The organism is Williamsia sp. R60 (assembly GCF_054063855.1).
On record NZ_JBSSGR010000005.1, the window covers coordinates 31,987 to 49,138 of the forward strand.

At 65.4% G+C, this 17,152-nt stretch carries 13 protein-coding genes; 7 read left to right on the top strand and 6 right to left on the bottom strand.

What is annotated here, in order from left to right:
* Window positions 1–40 precede the first annotated feature (40 nt).
* Window positions 41–1,252: a DoxX family protein gene (locus tag ACVWY6_RS22930; RefSeq protein ID WP_223248955.1), complete on the top strand. Its 1,212-nt coding sequence runs from the start codon at window positions 41–43 to the stop codon at window positions 1,250–1,252.
* 57 nt (window positions 1,253–1,309) lie between these two features.
* On the opposite strand, the gene ACVWY6_RS22935 is transcribed toward ACVWY6_RS22930, so the two are convergent.
* On the bottom strand, window positions 1,310–2,992 hold the full coding sequence (locus ACVWY6_RS22935) for a phosphoenolpyruvate--protein phosphotransferase (protein ID WP_457541236.1): 1,683 nt from the start codon (window positions 2,990–2,992) through the stop codon (window positions 1,310–1,312).
* A 157-nt stretch (window positions 2,993–3,149) separates the two neighbouring features.
* Here ACVWY6_RS22935 and ACVWY6_RS22940 point away from each other — a divergent pair, with 157 nt between their 5' ends.
* The 5 genes from ACVWY6_RS22940 (at window position 3,150) to ACVWY6_RS22960 (ending at window position 9,739) form a co-directional block, all read left to right on the top strand.
* Entirely contained in the window at window positions 3,150–3,917 is a 768-nt protein-coding gene (locus ACVWY6_RS22940) for a DeoR/GlpR family DNA-binding transcription regulator (protein WP_030173170.1), read from the top strand.
* A complete protein-coding gene (locus ACVWY6_RS22945; RefSeq protein ID WP_457541237.1) occupies window positions 3,914–4,894 on the top strand; it encodes a 1-phosphofructokinase family hexose kinase in 981 nt (326 codons plus the stop codon). The genes ACVWY6_RS22940 and ACVWY6_RS22945 overlap by 4 nt, the downstream gene beginning before the upstream one ends.
* Before the next feature lie 32 nt (window positions 4,895–4,926).
* On the top strand, window positions 4,927–7,002 hold the full coding sequence (locus tag ACVWY6_RS22950) for a fructose-specific PTS transporter subunit EIIC (RefSeq protein WP_457541239.1): 2,076 nt from the start codon (window positions 4,927–4,929) through the stop codon (window positions 7,000–7,002).
* Window positions 7,003–7,052: 50 nt separating this feature from the next.
* Window positions 7,053–7,310 (top strand): HPr family phosphocarrier protein, encoded by a 258-nt coding sequence (locus ACVWY6_RS22955; RefSeq protein WP_023960713.1) that lies wholly within the window; start codon window positions 7,053–7,055, stop codon window positions 7,308–7,310.
* A 230-nt stretch (window positions 7,311–7,540) separates the two neighbouring features.
* Window positions 7,541–9,739 carry a HelD family protein gene (locus ACVWY6_RS22960; RefSeq protein ID WP_457541411.1) on the top strand — a complete coding sequence of 733 codons (2,199 nt, stop codon included), beginning with the start codon at window positions 7,541–7,543 and terminating at the stop codon, window positions 9,737–9,739.
* On the opposite strand, the gene ACVWY6_RS22965 is transcribed toward ACVWY6_RS22960, so the two are convergent.
* Entirely contained in the window at window positions 9,727–10,173 is a 447-nt protein-coding gene (locus ACVWY6_RS22965) for a universal stress protein (RefSeq protein WP_023960716.1), read from the bottom strand. The two genes, ACVWY6_RS22960 and ACVWY6_RS22965, sit on opposite strands and share 13 nt — an antisense overlap.
* 197 nt (window positions 10,174–10,370) lie before the next feature.
* Window positions 10,371–12,530 (bottom strand): excinuclease ABC subunit UvrB, encoded by a 2,160-nt coding sequence (gene uvrB, locus ACVWY6_RS22970; protein WP_457541242.1) that lies wholly within the window; start codon window positions 12,528–12,530, stop codon window positions 10,371–10,373.
* A 119-nt stretch (window positions 12,531–12,649) separates the two neighbouring features.
* Here uvrB and ACVWY6_RS22975 point away from each other — a divergent pair, with 119 nt between their 5' ends.
* Entirely contained in the window at window positions 12,650–13,162 is a 513-nt protein-coding gene (locus ACVWY6_RS22975) for a DUF402 domain-containing protein (protein ID WP_457541244.1), read from the top strand.
* 49 nt (window positions 13,163–13,211) lie between these two features.
* On the opposite strand, the gene coaE is transcribed toward ACVWY6_RS22975, so the two are convergent.
* The 3 genes from coaE to rpsA form a co-directional block, all read right to left on the bottom strand.
* Window positions 13,212–14,138 carry a dephospho-CoA kinase gene (gene coaE, locus ACVWY6_RS22980; RefSeq protein WP_457541245.1) on the bottom strand — a complete coding sequence of 309 codons (927 nt, stop codon included), beginning with the start codon at window positions 14,136–14,138 and terminating at the stop codon, window positions 13,212–13,214.
* Between the two features lie 151 nt (window positions 14,139–14,289).
* Entirely contained in the window at window positions 14,290–15,552 is a 1,263-nt protein-coding gene (gene aztD, locus ACVWY6_RS22985; RefSeq protein ID WP_457541247.1) for a zinc metallochaperone AztD, read from the bottom strand.
* A gap of 81 nt (window positions 15,553–15,633) precedes the next feature.
* Window positions 15,634–17,124, bottom strand: a complete 1,491-nt coding sequence (gene rpsA, locus ACVWY6_RS22990; protein WP_023960724.1) for a 30S ribosomal protein S1 — start codon at window positions 17,122–17,124, stop codon at window positions 15,634–15,636.
* Window positions 17,125–17,152: the final 28 nt, after the last annotated feature.

Below are 17,152 nucleotides of genomic sequence, written 5' to 3' on the forward strand. Positions count from 1 at the left end.
GGACAGGTCCATGTAACAAGTGTCTTGAGGAGGCCCTTCTATGCTCATCCGCCGCATTGCCCGTCCCATGCTCGCGACCGCGTTCATCGCAACTGGGATCGACGCGATCCGACGCCCGGAACAGCTAGCCGAAACCGCGCAGCCGTTCGTCGACAAAGCAAAAACCCAGCTCCCGCCGCAGGCCGCCGACCTGATCCCGGCTGACGCGCAGGTGGTTGTCCGTATCAACGGCGCCATCCACATCATCGGTGGCCTGGCACTGGCGACCGGCAAGTTCCCGCGGCTCGCCTCGCTGACCCTTGCCGGCGTTGTCATCCCCACCACGCTGGCCGGAAACGACTTCTGGAACGAGACCGACCCGCACGAGCGGGCCGAGCAGCAAGCGCATTTCATCAAGAACGTGGGACTGCTCGGCGGGCTGCTGATCGCAACCGTCGACACCGAAGGCAAGCCGTCGCTGGCATGGCGCGGACGCAAGGCCGCGGCGATCGCCAGTGACAAGGTCAGTGCTGTACTGCCTACCGCCGCTGCGAGCGCTTCGACCGCAGGCGTCCTGGCCGATCGTGCGTCGCACATCGCCGAGGTCGTCGGCGAGCGAACAGGCGATCTGGCCGAGGTGGCCTCCGACCGCGGCGGCAAGTTCGCCGAGGTCGCGTCGGAGCGGGCTGCCGAACTGGCACAGAAGGCGTCGCAACGGGCGGCCGTCCTGGCCGATGTCGCAGGCGAACGCGGCAGCGAGATCGTCGACGTCGCGTCCAAGCGTGGCGCAGTTCTCGCCGGAGTCGCTTCCGAGCGGGCCGGAGAGCTCGCCGCCAAGGCCACCACACAGAGCGCGAAGCTCGCCGAGGTCGCCACCGAGCGCACAGCGTCGCTCAGCAAGGCCGCTGCGAAGAAGCAGGCCAAGCTGAGCAAGCAGGCCGGCAAGAAGCAGGCGAAATTGGGTAAGACCGCCGCCAAGCAGCAGGCCAAGCTGACCAAGCAGCAGACCAAGTTCGCCAAGCAGGCCCTCACCAACGGAGCCAAGGCGAAGAGCGCCGCTGCCGACCGTCGCGCCGAGCTCGCCGCGTCTGCATCACAGACGTTGGCTGCCACCAATGGATACGCAGAGAAGACGCTCGCGACCGCTCGTGACCGGGCACCCGAGCTGGCCGAATCGGCCCGCGTCTACGCCGCGCAGCTCGCCGAGCGTGCAGCCGACGAGGGCGTCAAGCTGTCAGCCCAGGCACGCAAGCAGGCAAAGAAAGCGCAGTAGGTTCGCCCGTTCGACCGTTTGATTCCTGAGTACGCGGGCAGCAGCCCACAAACGCAGTCAGTCCAGAAGACTGCGAGCTGCTGCCCGCGCACTCATCGGATCTGCCGTTTGCGAGACCGCATCTGCTGCTCGACGGCACTGATCCAAAGTCACCGTCGCCAGCTTGGCACCGACGCCCGCAACTGCCGACGCTGCCGCCGACAGCGATGTGATCCCGAAACCGACCAGCACGCAGGCGAGCAGCGGATCGGCCGCCGCTTCCCCACACACCCCCACCGGCTTGTTCACGGCGGCGCCGGCGACTGCCGTGCGCGCCAACAGTGACAGGACAGCGGGCTGCCAGGGATCGGTGAGCTCGGCGAGATCGGCCGACATGCGGTCGGCCGCCATCGTGTACTGCGCGAGATCGTTGGTTCCCACCGACAGGAAGTCGACGTGGTCAAGGATCCGTTCGGCGAGCAACGCCGCTGCCGGGACCTCGATCATCACTCCGGGGACAAGCCCGCGTTCGCGGACCTTCGCGGCGAACGACTGAGCTTCAGCAGCCGTCGAGATCATGGGCGCCATCACCCACGGGCGTGAAACCCCTTCGGCCGCAGCAGCAATCGCGTCCAGTTGCCGATCGAGAATGCCGCTGTCACGGGCTGCGATCCGGATGCCACGCACCCCCAGAGCCGGATTGGCCTCATGTGGGTGTTCGGCGAAACGCAAAGGCTTGTCCGACCCGGCATCGAGTGTGCGAACGACGACCTTTGCGTCCGGGAAGGCATCGAGCACTTCGCGGTAGATGGCGGATTGCTCGGCGACCGTCGGTTCGGTCTCTCGGTCGAGGAAGCACAGTTCGGTCCGGAACAACCCGATCCCACCTGCTGAGGTCTCCGCGGCCACCCGCGCCCCGGCGCCGTCTTGTACGTTCGCGAGGACGTCAACTCGATGACCGTCGGCTGTCGCCCCGGGCCCGGTCCACGCGGCTGTGCGCTCGGCAATCAACCGGTACTGCGCCACTGCTTCGGATGCCGCGGCCGCATCGGGTGACACGGTGATCTCGCCTTCGGCGCCGTCGAGCAGGACCGAACTCCCTGCTGCGACCTCGTCGAGGCCGGTGACCGCCACGACGCAAGGGATGCCCAGCTGGCGCGCGATGATCGCGGTATGGCTGGTCGGGCCACCGAGCGAGGTCGCCAGCCCGATGACCATTGCCGGGTCGAGGCCCGCTGTATCTGCGGGTGCCAGGTCCTCCGCGAAAAGGATCGACGGAACGTCCGGTTCCGGAACCCCCGGTTCGGGAGCCCCGATCAGCTCGGCGAGCACGCGGTCACGGACATCGCGGAGATCGGTCACGCGCTCGGCCATCAGGCCGCCGAGTTTGGTGAACATGGCCACGAACTGTTCTGTGGCCGCGGCCGTCGCTGCAGTGGCGGAATTGCCTGCCGCGATGAGCTTCTCGGCAGCACCCAGCCAGCCCCGGTCCGTTGCCATGGCCGCGTTGGCGGCGAGCACTTCGGAGGCCGCTCCGCTCGACACCGCGGCCCGTGCCTGCAGTCGCGACGCAACAGCTTTGGTGCCCTCGCGGAACGCCTGCAGCTCGCGGTCGCGGTCGGCCGGGTCGATCACGGTGTCGTCGAGCGGCGGCGCGACGCGTGGACCCGGAACGATCACCGGACCCGCCACCACGCCTGGTACCACCGGCGTTCCGTGCAACACCCTTCGCGGGCTTCCGATCAGCGTTGACTTCGTCATCCGTCCTCCTCTGACAAGTCTGCGGGCTTTCGTGTCTACGTCACCAACCCGACTCGATGTGATTCAGATTACTCAAAATCCTTGACAAAGCAATACGATCGGGCATAAAACAACATAAAGCAACACCAACTAGCAACGTAACCCACATGGAGGGCAGATGTACGCAGAGGAGCGGCAGCAGGCCATGGCCGCGCTGATCGCGCAGAAAGGCCGCATGTCGGTCGCTGATCTGTCCGATCTGTACGGCGTGACGACCGAGACGGTGCGTCGCGATCTGGCGGCCCTCGACAGGCTCGGGGTGATCCGACGGGTCCATGGTGGCGCAGTACCCGCATCCGCGCTCACAGCCATCGAGGTCGGCACCGCCGAACGCGAGCACAGTCGATCCGGAGAGAAGGACCGAATCGGCAAGGCGGCCGTGGACCAGCTACCCCCGGTCGGCGGCAGCATCCTGCTCGACGCCGGGACGACCACGGCCCGAGTTGCTGCTCACCTCCCCGCCGACATGGACCTCGTCATCGTCACCAACTCCATCCCGGTCGCGGCCCGAGTGGGAGGCCTCGGTGGGTCACGCCTGCATCTGCTCGGCGGACGTGTCCGCGGGATCACCCAGGCAGTGGTCGGTGACGACGCGCTGCGAACCCTGGCGTCGATGCGGATCGACGTCGCCTTCGTCGGGACCAACGGACTCAGTCTGCGCCACGGTCTGTCCACTCCCGACAGCGATGAGGCCGCGATCAAACGGGCGATGGTCACCAGCGCGCACCGTGTCGTGGTGGTTGCTGATTCGTCAAAGGTCGGCCGAGAAGACCTGATCAGTTTCGCCCCCATCGACAGGGTCGACGTCCTCATCACCGACAGCGCCCTGCGCGAGTCGGATCGCGCCGAACTGCTTGCACACGACGTCGAGGTGGTGACGGCATGATCGTCACCCTCACCGCAAATCCGAGCATCGACCGCACGATCAATCTGACCGGGCCACTCCAGCGCGGCGCAGTACATCGCGCATCGGCAGCGACCTCCCATCCCGGAGGCAAGGGCGTCAATGTCTCCCGCGTCGTCACGGCTGCAGGCAAGCGTTCGATCGCGGTGTTGCCCGGCAACCCCGGTGAGCCGATCCTGCTGGCATTGGACGAGGCAGGAATCGACCACCGCGGTATCTCGCACGCAGGAACAGCCCGGGTCAACCTCACGGTCACCGAACCCGACGGCACGACAACAAAGATCAACGAGCCAGGGGCAGCCCTGCCACCGGAAACGCTGGCAGCCCTGACCGCTTGCCTGCAGGATCTCGCAGGCTCGGCCGTGTGGGTCGTGTTGTCCGGGTCGCTACCCCCTGGTGTTCCGGCCGATTGGTACGCCGACCTCGTCACCGCGCTCCGCGTCGGGCCGACCCAGATCGCAGTGGACACCTCCGATGCACCGCTGCTCGCCCTCGCGGCCCGGTTCCCCTCGGCCGCACCGGATCTCATCAAACCGAACGCAACAGAACTCGGTCAGCTCACCGGGCTGGACGGCGCCGAGCTCGAACTCGCCGCCGAGCACGGGGACCCGTTGCCGACCGCCCGGGCCGCGAGATCGTTGATCGAGGCCGGCGGCCCGCGTGCCGTGCTGGCAACTCTGGGCGCCGCAGGAGCCGTTCTCGTCAACGACGAAGGCGCCTGGCACGCAACAACTCCCCCGATCGCGCCGCGCAGCACGGTCGGAGCCGGCGATTCGTCGCTGGCCGGATATCTACTCGCCGATCTGCAAAATGCCGGACCGGCCGACCGCCTCGCATGGGCGGTCTCGTATGGCAGCGCCGCAGCAGCGCTACCGGGAACGGCTTTGCCGAGTCCGCACCACACCCAGCCCGGCGCCGTGACCGTCATCGCGCTCAACCCGGTCATCGGCAACCACTGATCCCGGCTCCACCACCCCCCTAAGGAATAGTCATGTCCCACCCGACGATCCGAGCCGGTTCCGCACCGGCGATCATCAGCCCGGAACTGATCGCGCTCGACGCCGATCTGGGCACCACCAAAGATGCTGTCATCGACGCGCTGGCACACCGGCTCGCAGCAGATGGCCGCACGTCCGACGTGGATGCGCTCAAAGCCGCTGCCCTGGCACGTGAGTCCCAGTCGGCCACCGGCCTGCCGGGCGGCATCGCCATCCCACATTGCCGGGATGCGTCGATCGCCACCGCATCTCTCGGTTTCGCCCGCCTGTCGCCGAAAGTCGACTTCGGCGCGCCGGACGGCCCTGCCGACCTCGTGTTCCTGATCGCCGCACCCGAAGGCGCCGGTTCCGAACACATGAAGCTGCTGTCGAGTCTTGCGCGCGCATTGGTCAAGCCGGCATTCGTGGCGTCGCTGCGAGCAGCAGCCACTCCCAACGACGTGGTCGCCCTTGTGGAGGAGGTACTCGCGCCCGCCACGCCGCCGGGTCCGTCCCCGTCGACCGTCTCGACCCCAGCCGCTTCGGCGGCCACCACCGACCCTGCCGACACGAAGCCGACCGACACCGACAGCTCCGACGTCCCGAACAAGACCCTCGTCGCGGTGACGGCGTGCCCGACCGGCATCGCGCACACCTATATGGCGGCCGACTCCCTTGTGGCCGCGGGCGAGCGGGCCGGCGTGACCGTGCATGTCGAGACGCAGGGTTCGAGTGGCAGCACTCCCCTTGCGGCCCAGATCATCGCCGATGCGGGGGCCGTCATCTTCGCCACGGACGTCGGCGTGAAAGGCCGTGAGCGATTCGCGGGCAAGCCTGTGGTGGCGTCCGGGGTGAAGCGGGCGATCAATGAGCCGGACGCCATGGTCACCGAGGCGCTGCGAGCCAGCCTCGACCCGTCCGCGGCCAAGGTGGCAGGTGACGCGGCAGCCGCCAGCGACGGAACATCCACGACCGCCGGTATCGGTTGGGGTACACGTCTACGGCAGATCCTGCTGACCGGCGTGAGCTACATGATCCCGTTCGTCGCCGCCGGAGGTCTGCTCATCGCCTTGGGCTTCTTGCTCGCGGGCTACGAGATCACCGACACCGCCGAGAAGATCACCCTCGACAACTCTCTGACACAACTGCCTGATGGTGGACTGAAGACCTACCTCGGCGCGGTGCTCTTCCAACTCGGATCGCTCGCGTTCAGCTTCCTGGTCCCGGCGCTCGCCGGGTACATCGCCTTCGCGATAGCCGACAGGCCCGGACTGGCACCCGGCTTCACCGCCGGTGCGGTCGCAGTATTCGTCGGTGCGGGATTCATCGGTGGCCTCGTCGGTGGCCTGATCGCGGGCTTCGCCGCTCTGTGGATCGGCCGGATCGGGGTACCCCAGTGGGCTCGCGGATTGATGCCCGTGGTGGTCATCCCGCTCTTCGCCTCTCTGATCGTCGGTGTCCTGATGTTCGTGGTGCTCGGCAAGCCCCTCGCAGCGATCACCGACGGGTTGACCGACTGGCTCAACGGACTCTCCGGTTCCTCGGCCATCCTGCTCGGGATCATCCTCGGTCTGATGATGTGCTTCGACCTCGGCGGCCCGGTCAACAAGGCCGCCTACGCGTTCGCCGTGGCAGGCCTGTCGGTCACCGATGACGCGTCGCTCAAGATCATGGCCGCTGTGATGGCTGCCGGCATGGTGCCACCGCTGGCGATGGCATTGGCCTCGACGGTTCGGCCCGGCTTGTTCACCGAAGCAGAACGGGAGAACGGCAAGGCGGCATGGCTCTTGGGTGCCTCGTTCATCTCCGAGGGCGCAATCCCGTTTGCGGCAGCCGACCCGCTGCGTGTCATCCCCTCGATGATGGCCGGCGGAGCAGTCACCGGCGGACTGATCATGGCCACCGGTGCCACGTTGAGCGCGCCGCACGGCGGCATCTTCGTGTCGTTCGCGATCGGTGGAATCGGATGGTTCTTCCTGTCGCTGGCCATCGGCACCGCGGTCTCGGCCGCGTGCGTCGTCGGAGCCAAGCAGCTGATCAAGCCGCGTAAGCCACAGGCGGCGAAGTCGAAGGTTCTCGCCACCGCCTGACCCACCGGATATCAGAACTCACGAAACCAATTGTCAACAAAGGAGAAATCATGCCCAGCACCAACGTCCCAGTCGGTTCGTCAGTCGGCCTGCACGCCCGCCCCGCCGCGGTCATCGCCGAAGCAGTAGCCGAAGCCGGTGTCCCGGTGACTCTTTCGGTCGCGGGCGGCGAACCGGTGGATGCCGGATCGGCTCTGCTCATCATGACCCTCGGCGCCACCGCCGGCACCGAGGTCACCGTCGAGAGCGAAGACCAGGCTGCGCTGGACACCATTGCCAAACTGGTGGCGTCCGACCTCGACGCCTGATCGGCGGGCGGCGCACTCGACTCTCGATTCGCCGCCCGAACGCCCGACCCGGTTGCGACGGCCGGTGCGGCCCCCTCGATGATGGACACCTGACGACGCGGTGGTCCGGGAACGATCTCCCGGGCCACCGCGTTATCCTTTGGCACTATTTTTGCTCCACCACAACGAGGAGGATCGTGTTCGAGGCTGAACAGCGTCATCTCGACCGGGTGTACGGCCGATTGGACCGGATGCGCCGCAACACCCAGTCGCGGTTGGCGTCTGCCCTCCGCGACACCGGCGGAACGCCGCAGGCCCGGTCCGAGCGTGAGTCCTACGAGCGCCTCTACACCGACGATCTGACGAAGTTCGATGCCGCCGAACACAACCTCTACTTCGGTCGTCTCGATCTCGAGACCGGGGAGGTTCGCCGTATCGGCCGTATCGGCATCCTGGACGACGACGAGCAGGACAGCACCCTGCTGCTCGACTGGCGCGCACCGATGAGCCGGCCGTTCTACCTGGCCACCCCAGCCTCTCCAGAGGGCGTGCAAGTCCGTCGCCACATCCGAACCCGCAACCGCAAGATCACCGCCGTCAACGACGAGCGGCTCGACATGACCGAACTCGAGGATGCCGACACCACCGGTCACGGCGACGTGGTGAACGAATCCGCCCTGATCAACGCCTTGAATGCCGCCCGCACCGGGCACATGACCGACATCGTCGAGACCATCCAGCGTGAGCAGGACGAGATCATCCGTGCCTCGCACCGCGGCGTCCTGGTGGTGCAGGGCGGACCGGGAACCGGGAAGACGGCGGTGGCCCTGCACCGTGCGGCGTATCTGCTCTACACCTACCGCGACACCCTCGCGCGCAGCGGTGTGCTCATCGTGGGCCCCAACACCACCTTCTTGAACTACATCGGCCAGGTGCTCCCCTCCCTCGGCGAGAGCGGTGTATTGCTGTCCACCGTCGGCGACCTCTACCCGGGCGTACGGGCATCGTTGACCGACAACCCCGTCGCCACCACTCTCAAAGGCGACCTCGCGATCGTCGATGTACTGCGGCAGGCCGTACGTGATCGGCAGGAATTGCCGAAGTCGCCCATCGAGCTGAGGTTCGACGGCTACCCACTCACGATCAGCAGCAAGGTGATCCAGCGCGCCAGGGGTCGGGCACGATCGTCTCGGCGCCCACACAATCACGCTCGATCGGTCTTCCTGCGGTCGGCGTTCGACTCGCTGGCGCAGCAGCACGCCGAGCGGATCGGCGCAAGCCTGATCGACGGATCGCAGTTGCTGAGCAACATGGACATCGCCGACATCCGCGACGAGATGCGGGCCGATCCCGACATCAATGCCGCCCTGGCGCACTTCTGGCCGCAGCTCTCACCACAGGTTGTCCTGGCGGACCTGTTGACCTCACCCGAACGGATTGCCTCTGCAACCCCGACATGGTCCGACAGCGAGCGTCAATCCATCCTGCGAACACAGCGCGGCGGATTCAGCGCGGCCGACGCGCCGTTGCTCGACGAACTCGCGGAGATCATCGGCGTCGACGACGACGGTGACGAAGAACGTGAGCGAGCCCAGTGGCGACAGAAGCTGTCCGAGGCACAGGACGCCCTCGACATCCTGACCGGTTCGGCACCGCAAGACCTCGAAGACGAGCTGGACCCCGAGATCTTGATGGCCTACGACCTGATCGACGCCGAACAGCTCGCTGCGCGACAGACCACCAGGGTTGCCCTGACAACCGCCGAGCGCGCCTACAACGACCGGACGTGGGCCTTCGGTCACGTGATCGTCGACGAAGCCCAGGAACTGTCGGCAATGGCCTGGCGAATGATCATGCGCCGCATACCCAACCGCTGGATGACGGTCATCGGCGACACCGCGCAGACCGGAGATCCGGCGGGCACCACGTCATGGGACGAAGTCCTCAGTCCCTACGTGGCACGGCGCTGGCGTAAGTACGACCTGACGGTGAACTACCGGACGCCCAGCGAGATCATGGCGGTGGCTGCCCCGATCCTCGAACGCATCGACCCCGACATGGCCGCCCCGAACTCGATCCGGTCGAGCGGCAAGGCCCCGACGTTCGAGCGGACGTCGGTCGACGACCTTCCGGCCACCGCGGCCAAGTTGGCCACGGCATCACTCGACGGCATAGCAGCGATCATTGCGCCGGACGGACTGGTGGACCAGATCAGGGCGGTGACCGGAGAGATCGAGAACTCACCCGAACTGTCGGTACTGACCGTGGCGCAGTGCAAGGGATTGGAGTTCGACCGCACAGTGGTGGTCGAACCGGCCATGATCGTCGGCCAGTCGGCACGCGGGTGGGGCGACCTCTACGTGGCGCTGACCCGGGCAACTCAGCAGTTGGCGATTGTGCACAACGCCGAGTTGCCCGAACCGCTCCGGGCGCCTGCTCAGACCGTGTGAACGATCAGGACGTCACACTTCGACTTGCGCGCAACATCGGCGGGCACCGAACCCAGCAGCCGTCCTGCAATCGAGTTCAGACCCTTGTTACCGACGACAAGCAGATCGGCCTTGCTGTCGGCAACGAGGTTCAGCAATGCGTCGACAGGTGATCCGACCACTGGCCGGGTGGAGATGTTGCCGCCCCCGGCGTTGGCCGCACGCTCGCGCGCCGTTCGCAGGATCTCTTCGGTGGGCGCAGATCCGTGGACCTGGTACGCCTCTTCCTTGAGCACATCCGAGACTGCGGAAACGTCACGATCGTCGGTCGGAAAGTAGGCGCAAGCGATGATCAGTTGCGCTTTGTCACCACTGATCGCGCCTGCCCGCTCAACCGCCTTCATCGACGATTCAGAACCATCGGTTCCCACAACGACGGTCTGGTATGCGCTCATCCATCCTCCATCAATGTTCTGTGTAGATCACGGGCGCCGACGATTGTCCGTGCCCCTGCCACCCCGGGCGGCATCTTCCGTGGAGAGGGTATCCCGTAACGGCCGTTCGATTACGTGGTATCGGCCGACGGGACCGTCAGACGTACCGTTGACCAGGAAGAACAGCCCATCGTCATGACGATCACAGTCGGCCGGGTTCAGCGGATTCCGGCTGCATCCATGCCACGCAGCTCCTTCTTGAGGTCTGCGATCTCGTCTCGCAATCGGCCCGCGAGCTCGAACTGCAGATCCCGAGCCGCATTCATCATCTGGTCCGTGAGTGCAGCGATGAGGTCGGCGAGCTCGGCACGAGGCATGGCCGAGACGTCGCGCGAGTCGAGGACACCCGAAGACGACGACGACCGGCCGGGCTCGCCCTGGGCCCTGCGACCGCGACTCGAGTTGCGCCCCGAACCGCCGATCGCGACAGCGTTGTCCTCGGCTTCCTCGTACACCTGGTCGAGGATGTCGGCAATCTTCTTGCGCAGTGGCTGCGGGTCGACGCCCATCTTCTTGTTGTAGGCGATCTGCTTCTCGCGACGGCGGTCGGTTTCGTCGATGGCGTTGCGCATCGAGTCGGTGATCTTGTCGGCGTACATGTGAACTTCACCGGACACGTTTCGCGCCGCACGCCCGATCGTCTGGATGAGGCTGGTGGTGCTGCGCAGGAACCCCTCCTTGTCGGCGTCGAGGATGGCCACGAGCGACACCTCGGGAAGGTCGAGCCCCTCGCGGAGCAGGTTGATACCGACCAGGACGTCGTATTCACCGGTGCGCAGCTGCCGGAGGAGTTCCACACGGCGAAGGGTGTCGACCTCCGAGTGGAGATACCGCACCCGGATGCCCAGCTCCAGCAGGTAGTCGGTGAGGTCCTCGGACATCTTCTTGGTCAGTGTGGTCACCAAGACGCGTTCGTCCTTGTCGGTGCGCAGCTTGATCTCGTGCACCAGGTCGTCGATCTGGCCCTTGGTGGGTTTAACCACCACCTGCGGATCGACGAGACCGGTAGGCCGGATCACCTGTTCGACGAACTCACCGTTTGCCTGGCCCAGCTCATACGGGCCGGGCGTGGCCGACAGGTACACCGTCTGCCCGATCCGGTCGACGAACTCACTCCACGTGAGTGGCCGGTTGTCCACGGCCGATGGCAGACGGAAACCGAAATCCACCAGGTTGCGTTTACGCGACATGTCCCCCTCGTACATGGCGCCGATCTGCGGAACCGTGACATGCGACTCGTCGATGACAAGCAGGAAGTCCTCGGGGAAGTAGTCGATGAGCGTTGCCGGTGCGGTACCCGGACCGCGACCGTCGATGTGCCGCGAGTAGTTCTCGATGCCAGAACAGAACCCGACCTGCCGCATCATCTCGACGTCGTAGTTGGTGCGCATCCGTAGGCGCTGTGCCTCGAGCAGCTTGCCCTTGCCCTCGAGTTCGGCGAGCCGCTCCTCGAGTTCGGCCTCGATCGAGGCGATGGCCCGCTCCATCCGGTCGGGCCCGGCGACGTAGTGCGTGGCCGGGAAGATGCGGAGGTTCTCGACCTGACGCACCACGTCACCGGTCAAGGGGTGCAGGTAGTACAAGGCCTCGATCTCGTCGCCGAAGAACTCGATCCTCACCGCCAATTCCTCGTACGACGGGATGATCTCGACGGTGTCGCCGCGTACCCGGAAGCTGCCGCGGGTGAAACTCACGTCGTTGCGGGTGTACTGCACGTCGACGAGCAGGCGCAGCAACGCATCCCGGTCGACCTCCTGGCCGACGTCCAGATGAACCGAACGGTCGAGATATGACTGCGGGGTACCGAGACCGTAGATGCACGACACCGAGGCAACCACCACAACATCCCGCCGCGACAGCAGGTTGAACGTGGCCGAGTGCCGCAACCGTTCGACGTCGTCGTTGATCGAGCTGTCCTTCTCGATGTAGGTGTCGGTCTGAGCGATGTACGCCTCGGGCTGGTAGTAGTCGTAATACGAGACGAAGTACTCGACTGCGTTGTGCGGCAACATGTCCCGCAGCTCGTTGGCGAGCTGCGCGGCAAGCGTCTTGTTGGGTGCCATCACCAGGGTCGGGCGTTGTACCTTCTCGATCAGCCAGGCCGTGGTCGCGGATTTACCGGTACCGGTGGCACCGAGCAGCACCACGTCCTTCTCTCCGGCACGCAGACGCCGCTCGAGTTCTTTGATCGCGGTCGGCTGGTCACCGGCCGGCTTGTGGTCACTGACCACCTGAAAAGGTGCGTGTGACCGCTCGATCTCCCCGACCGGCCGGAATTCCGAGTGCGCAACGACCGGATGTTCTGCTGCAAAAGCCATGTATCCAGAGTAAACGCGACGTCCGACATGCGGCGCCCTCCGAATGCGCCGTGCGCGAACACAGGAGACGCACCGGCTCGGCGTCGATCTCGTCGCGCCGCGGTGGGTTAGCGTGCTGCATGGCCGCGTTGCATCCACCCAAACACGAGGTTTTCGACGTCGCGGCGGGCACGAACACCGATCCGAAAGGCTTCCGGCGACAGGTCGACGTCTACCGGACGACCGACTTCGGGCTCTATATGGACCGCCCTGCCGACCACGCTGAGTTCCACCGCCTGCAGTCCTGGTTGCTCCCGGGCTTCGGTCTACGCGTCAGCATCTTCCACTACCGAGCCGGCTTCGAGCGTGACCAGCGGCTCTACATCGACGTCGGGATGTTCACCGGTCCCGACGCACACGGCCGCTGGCATTCCGAGGACTGGTACCTCGACCTGATCGACCGCCCCGGACGGCCGCTCGAGCTCGAGGACGTCGACGAGCTGTTCGACGCGCACGCGGCGTGGCTGTTGCCGCACGACCGGGCCGAGGCAGCAGTGCGCATCGCTGCACGCACGATGGCTGGTGCCGCCGAGCACAACCACGACGTCGAGTCCTGGCTGGCAGCGCAAGGCGCCGAACTGAGCTGGGACTGACGCGGGAAGCCCGGGTCATTCAGGTCGGGGCAATCAGCTCGGTGGCAGCTCAGCTCGGGGTGGTCAGACGGATGGTGACCGCGCGGCCGGGATCGGCGTTGGCGTGCAGTCCGGGCGTCAGCGCCGGGAAACCCCCGTCGGCGAGGGCATCGTCGAGATCGGCCGGATCGACATCCGGGGCGAGCTGCACTTCGAAGTCGAGAACGTCGGCGGCCCTTTCCCCGGCGGATGCCGTTGGTCCGACATGGGTGACGCCCACGATCTTCTCCGCACCCAGAAGACGTAACCGATTGCTCAACCGGGTGGCCTGGAGCGACCACTCCGGGCGGTGATCCACCAGGTTCTCCGGCCGCCGGGCGCACGTCCGGCTGCGCACGTTGCGTTCGTAGGGAACAAGTCTCTCGTCCCACAGATGGTGGGCCAAGGCCGCCAGATCGTCGGGGCCACCACTGTTGTCGAGCCAGACGTCGGCGACGGCGCGGCGGTCCGCCTCGGAGGCCTGCGCCTTGATCCGCGCCCGGGCATCGGCTTCGGGCATACCGCGCTGGCCGGTCAACCGCGCCACCCTGTCCTCTTCGTCAGCATGGACGATGACCACGAGATGGAAGAAGGGAGCGCTGCCGTTCTCGACCAGTAGGGGTATGTCCTGGACCACCACGGCGTCATCCGGGGCAGCCTCGAGGAGCTCGAACGCGCGGGCACCGACCAAGGGATGCGTGATGGCGTTGAGCTTTTTGCGTTGCTCGTCATCGACAAAGGCCTTGGCGGCCAAGGCTGCCCGGTCAAGACTCCCGTCCGCCGCCAGGATGTCGTCTCCGAAGGCCGCGACCAGCTGGGCCAGTCCGTCGGTGCCGGGAGCCACCACCTCGCGCGCGATCACGTCGGCGTCGATGATGTATGCGCCGCGATCGACGAGAGTGCGCGCCACCGTTGACTTGCCGGCTCCGATACCGCCGGTCAGACCTACTCGAATCACGTGGTCAGTGTCACAGATCGGCGAGTGCGCGTGCGCAGCAGGGTTGCGATCTGTGGCGCCGGCGGATCGTGGTCGAGTCCGTCAGGTCCTTGTTCGACGAGCGTGTCACGTATCGGAGCCGAACCATCAAGCGGTAGCGGTCACGTCGATATCAGCCACTGACACCCGACAACTCGTTCGGGGTGTTGTCCAGCTGGGTCTCCGCGATCTTGGTTCCGTTGGTGAGGTCGACCGCCACCAGCTTGTTGGCACTCGGATCGGTCACGTAGGCCACCGAATCCATGACAAAGAGCGTCGGGCGCGGGTCTTGCCACTCGACAGGTTCGGTCCAGTCCCCCACGGCTTCGATCTTTCGCGTGACCGCGGCGGTCTGCGGGTCGATCACGTGGATGTCTCCGTCGGTTCCGAGCACGAGCGCCTCCCCGTTGGGGCCGCGACCCAGTGAACGGAAGCTGTAGCTGGTGCCGAGTTCCACCAATTTCAGCTCACCTGACTCGGTGTTGGTCAAGGTGACCCGAGTGGGCCGTTCGAGCTCGGCATCTTTGTCCACCTTGTAGTCACCCAGTACCACCGGTGACGATTCCGACCCAGCCTGATTTCCGATTCGGCCGTAGGGATCAGGGCTGGTGACCTTCCGAATGTCGTTGCCCCGCACGACAAGCAGTCCATCCTGGCATCCGAAAGCGAGTGTTCCGGCGGCGGCCATCGCCTCACCGTGGACGCCTGGGCACTGGTCGTTGGTGGCCAGCACCGCGTTGTCCGGTCCCAGGATCTGGATGCCGTTACGCGACTCCTCGGTGCCGACAGTGGTCACCAACGTGCCGTCTTCACGGGCGACCGCAACACCGTGATGCGGAGGAACCTGGTGCTTTTCCGACTCGGCGTTGCCGCGGGACAGCTCCGCGGGGGGTACGACGTCGATCTCGCCGGTACCGTCAGAGAACAAGGTGATCCGGCCATCGTGCGGCACCACGTGGCCCGGCTCTTCGCCGCCGAACTTCAGGTCCGTCATCGCCGGCGGAGCAGTGTAGTAATGGCCGTGGTCGCCGTGCTGGCGCGTCCACGTTCCCATGTCGAAGACGGTGAAACCGTCTGACTGCGAGACGAACAGGTGCCGTCCGTCATCGGCCGGGTTGAGGCGGATGAAACCTTCGGTCTCCACCTCACCCACCGGCTCGAGCGACTCGGCATCGAGTACCTCGATGCCGTTCTCGTGTGTGTATGCCAACCGAGGTGTGGCCGATTGTTGTTCGACGGCAGACGAGGCCGCCACCGAACTCTGGGTTGAAGTCGAATCACTGGAACCGCCATCACTTCCACATGCGGCAAGCAAGCCAACCACCGAGAGGAGCGACACGATCTGTGGAGCACGAGTAGATTTCACGATTTGATGATCCTTGGTAATGATAATCATTGTCAAAACGCGATACGTGCATGTGCAGACACAAAAAAGCCCCCGGCCAGAAAGGCCGGGGGCGTTCTTGTCAGTGCTCTATCAGGCGTTGCCGGACAGCTTCTCGCGCAGAGCAGCGAGCTGCTCGTCGCTGGCAAGCGATCCACCACTCTTCGGCGCCGACGACGACGAGGAGGACGTCGCGGATGCGGCGTCACCACCGACCTTGTCAGCGGAATCCGACGAGTAGTCGGTCGGAGCGTTGGCAGCGGCCTCGGCGGCAGCGGCGAACTTCTCCATCTGAGCGGTGTGCATCTTGTGACGACGCTCGGCCTCGGCGTAGCGCGACTCCCACGCTTCCCGCTGCTTCTCGAAACCTTCGAGCCATTCGTTGGTCTCGGAGTCGAAGCCCTCGGGGAAGATGTAGTTGCCCTGCTCGTCGTAGCTGTCGGCCATGCCGTACTTCGACGGGTCGAACTCTTCGGTGTAGTCCTCGTTGGCCTGCTTGAGGCTCAACGAGATCCGGCGACGTTCGAGGTCGATGTCGATGACCTTGACCATCGCGTCGTCGCCGACTGCGACAACCTGATCCGGCACCTCGACGTGGCGCTCGGCCAGCTCCGAGATGTGGACGAGGCCTTCGATGCCCTCTTCGACGCGCACGAACGCACCGAACGGAACCAGCTTGGTGACCTTACCCGGCACGATCTGCCCGATGGCATGCGTGCGGGCGAACTGACGCCACGGATCTTCCTGAGTTGCCTTGAGCGACAACGAGACACGCTCGCGGTCGAGATCGACGTCGAGAACCTCGACGGTGACCTCGTCGCCCACTGCGACAACCTCGGACGGATGATCGATGTGCTTCCAAGACAGCTCGGAGACGTGCACCAGGCCGTCGACGCCGCCGAGATCGACGAATGCGCCGAAGTTGACGATCGAGGACACGACGCCCTTGCGGACCTGGCCCTTCTGGAGCTGGTGCAGGAACTCGCTGCGCACCTCGGACTGCGTCTGCTCCAGCCACGCGCGGCGCGACAGGACGACGTTGTTCCGGTTCTTGTCCAGCTCGATGATCTTGGCTTCGATCTCCTTGCCGATGTACGGCTGCAGATCGCGCACGCGACGCATCTCCACCAGCGATGCGGGGAGGAATCCGCGCAGACCGATGTCCAGGATCAGGCCGCCCTTGACGACCTCGATGACGGTGCCCTTGACGGCCTCGTCCTTTTCCTTGAGCTCTTCGATGGTGCCCCACGCACGCTCGTACTGAGCGCGCTTCTTGGACAGGATCAACCGACCCTCTTTGTCCTCCTTGGTGAGGACGAGTGCTTCCACCTCATCGCCGACGCTGACAACCTCGCTGGGGTCGACGTCGTGCTTGATGGACAGTTCGCGGGACGGGATCACTCCCTCGGTCTTGTAACCGATGTCGAGCAGCACTTCGTCGCGGTCAACCTTGACGATGGTGCCCTCGACGATGTCGCCATCATTGAAGTACTTGATAGTGGCATCGATGGCGGCAAGAAAATCCTCAGCCGAGCCGATATCGTTAACGGCTACTTGTGGTGAGGTAATGGTCGTGGACGGCATATGTTAGATGGCTCCGGACAGGTTGGGT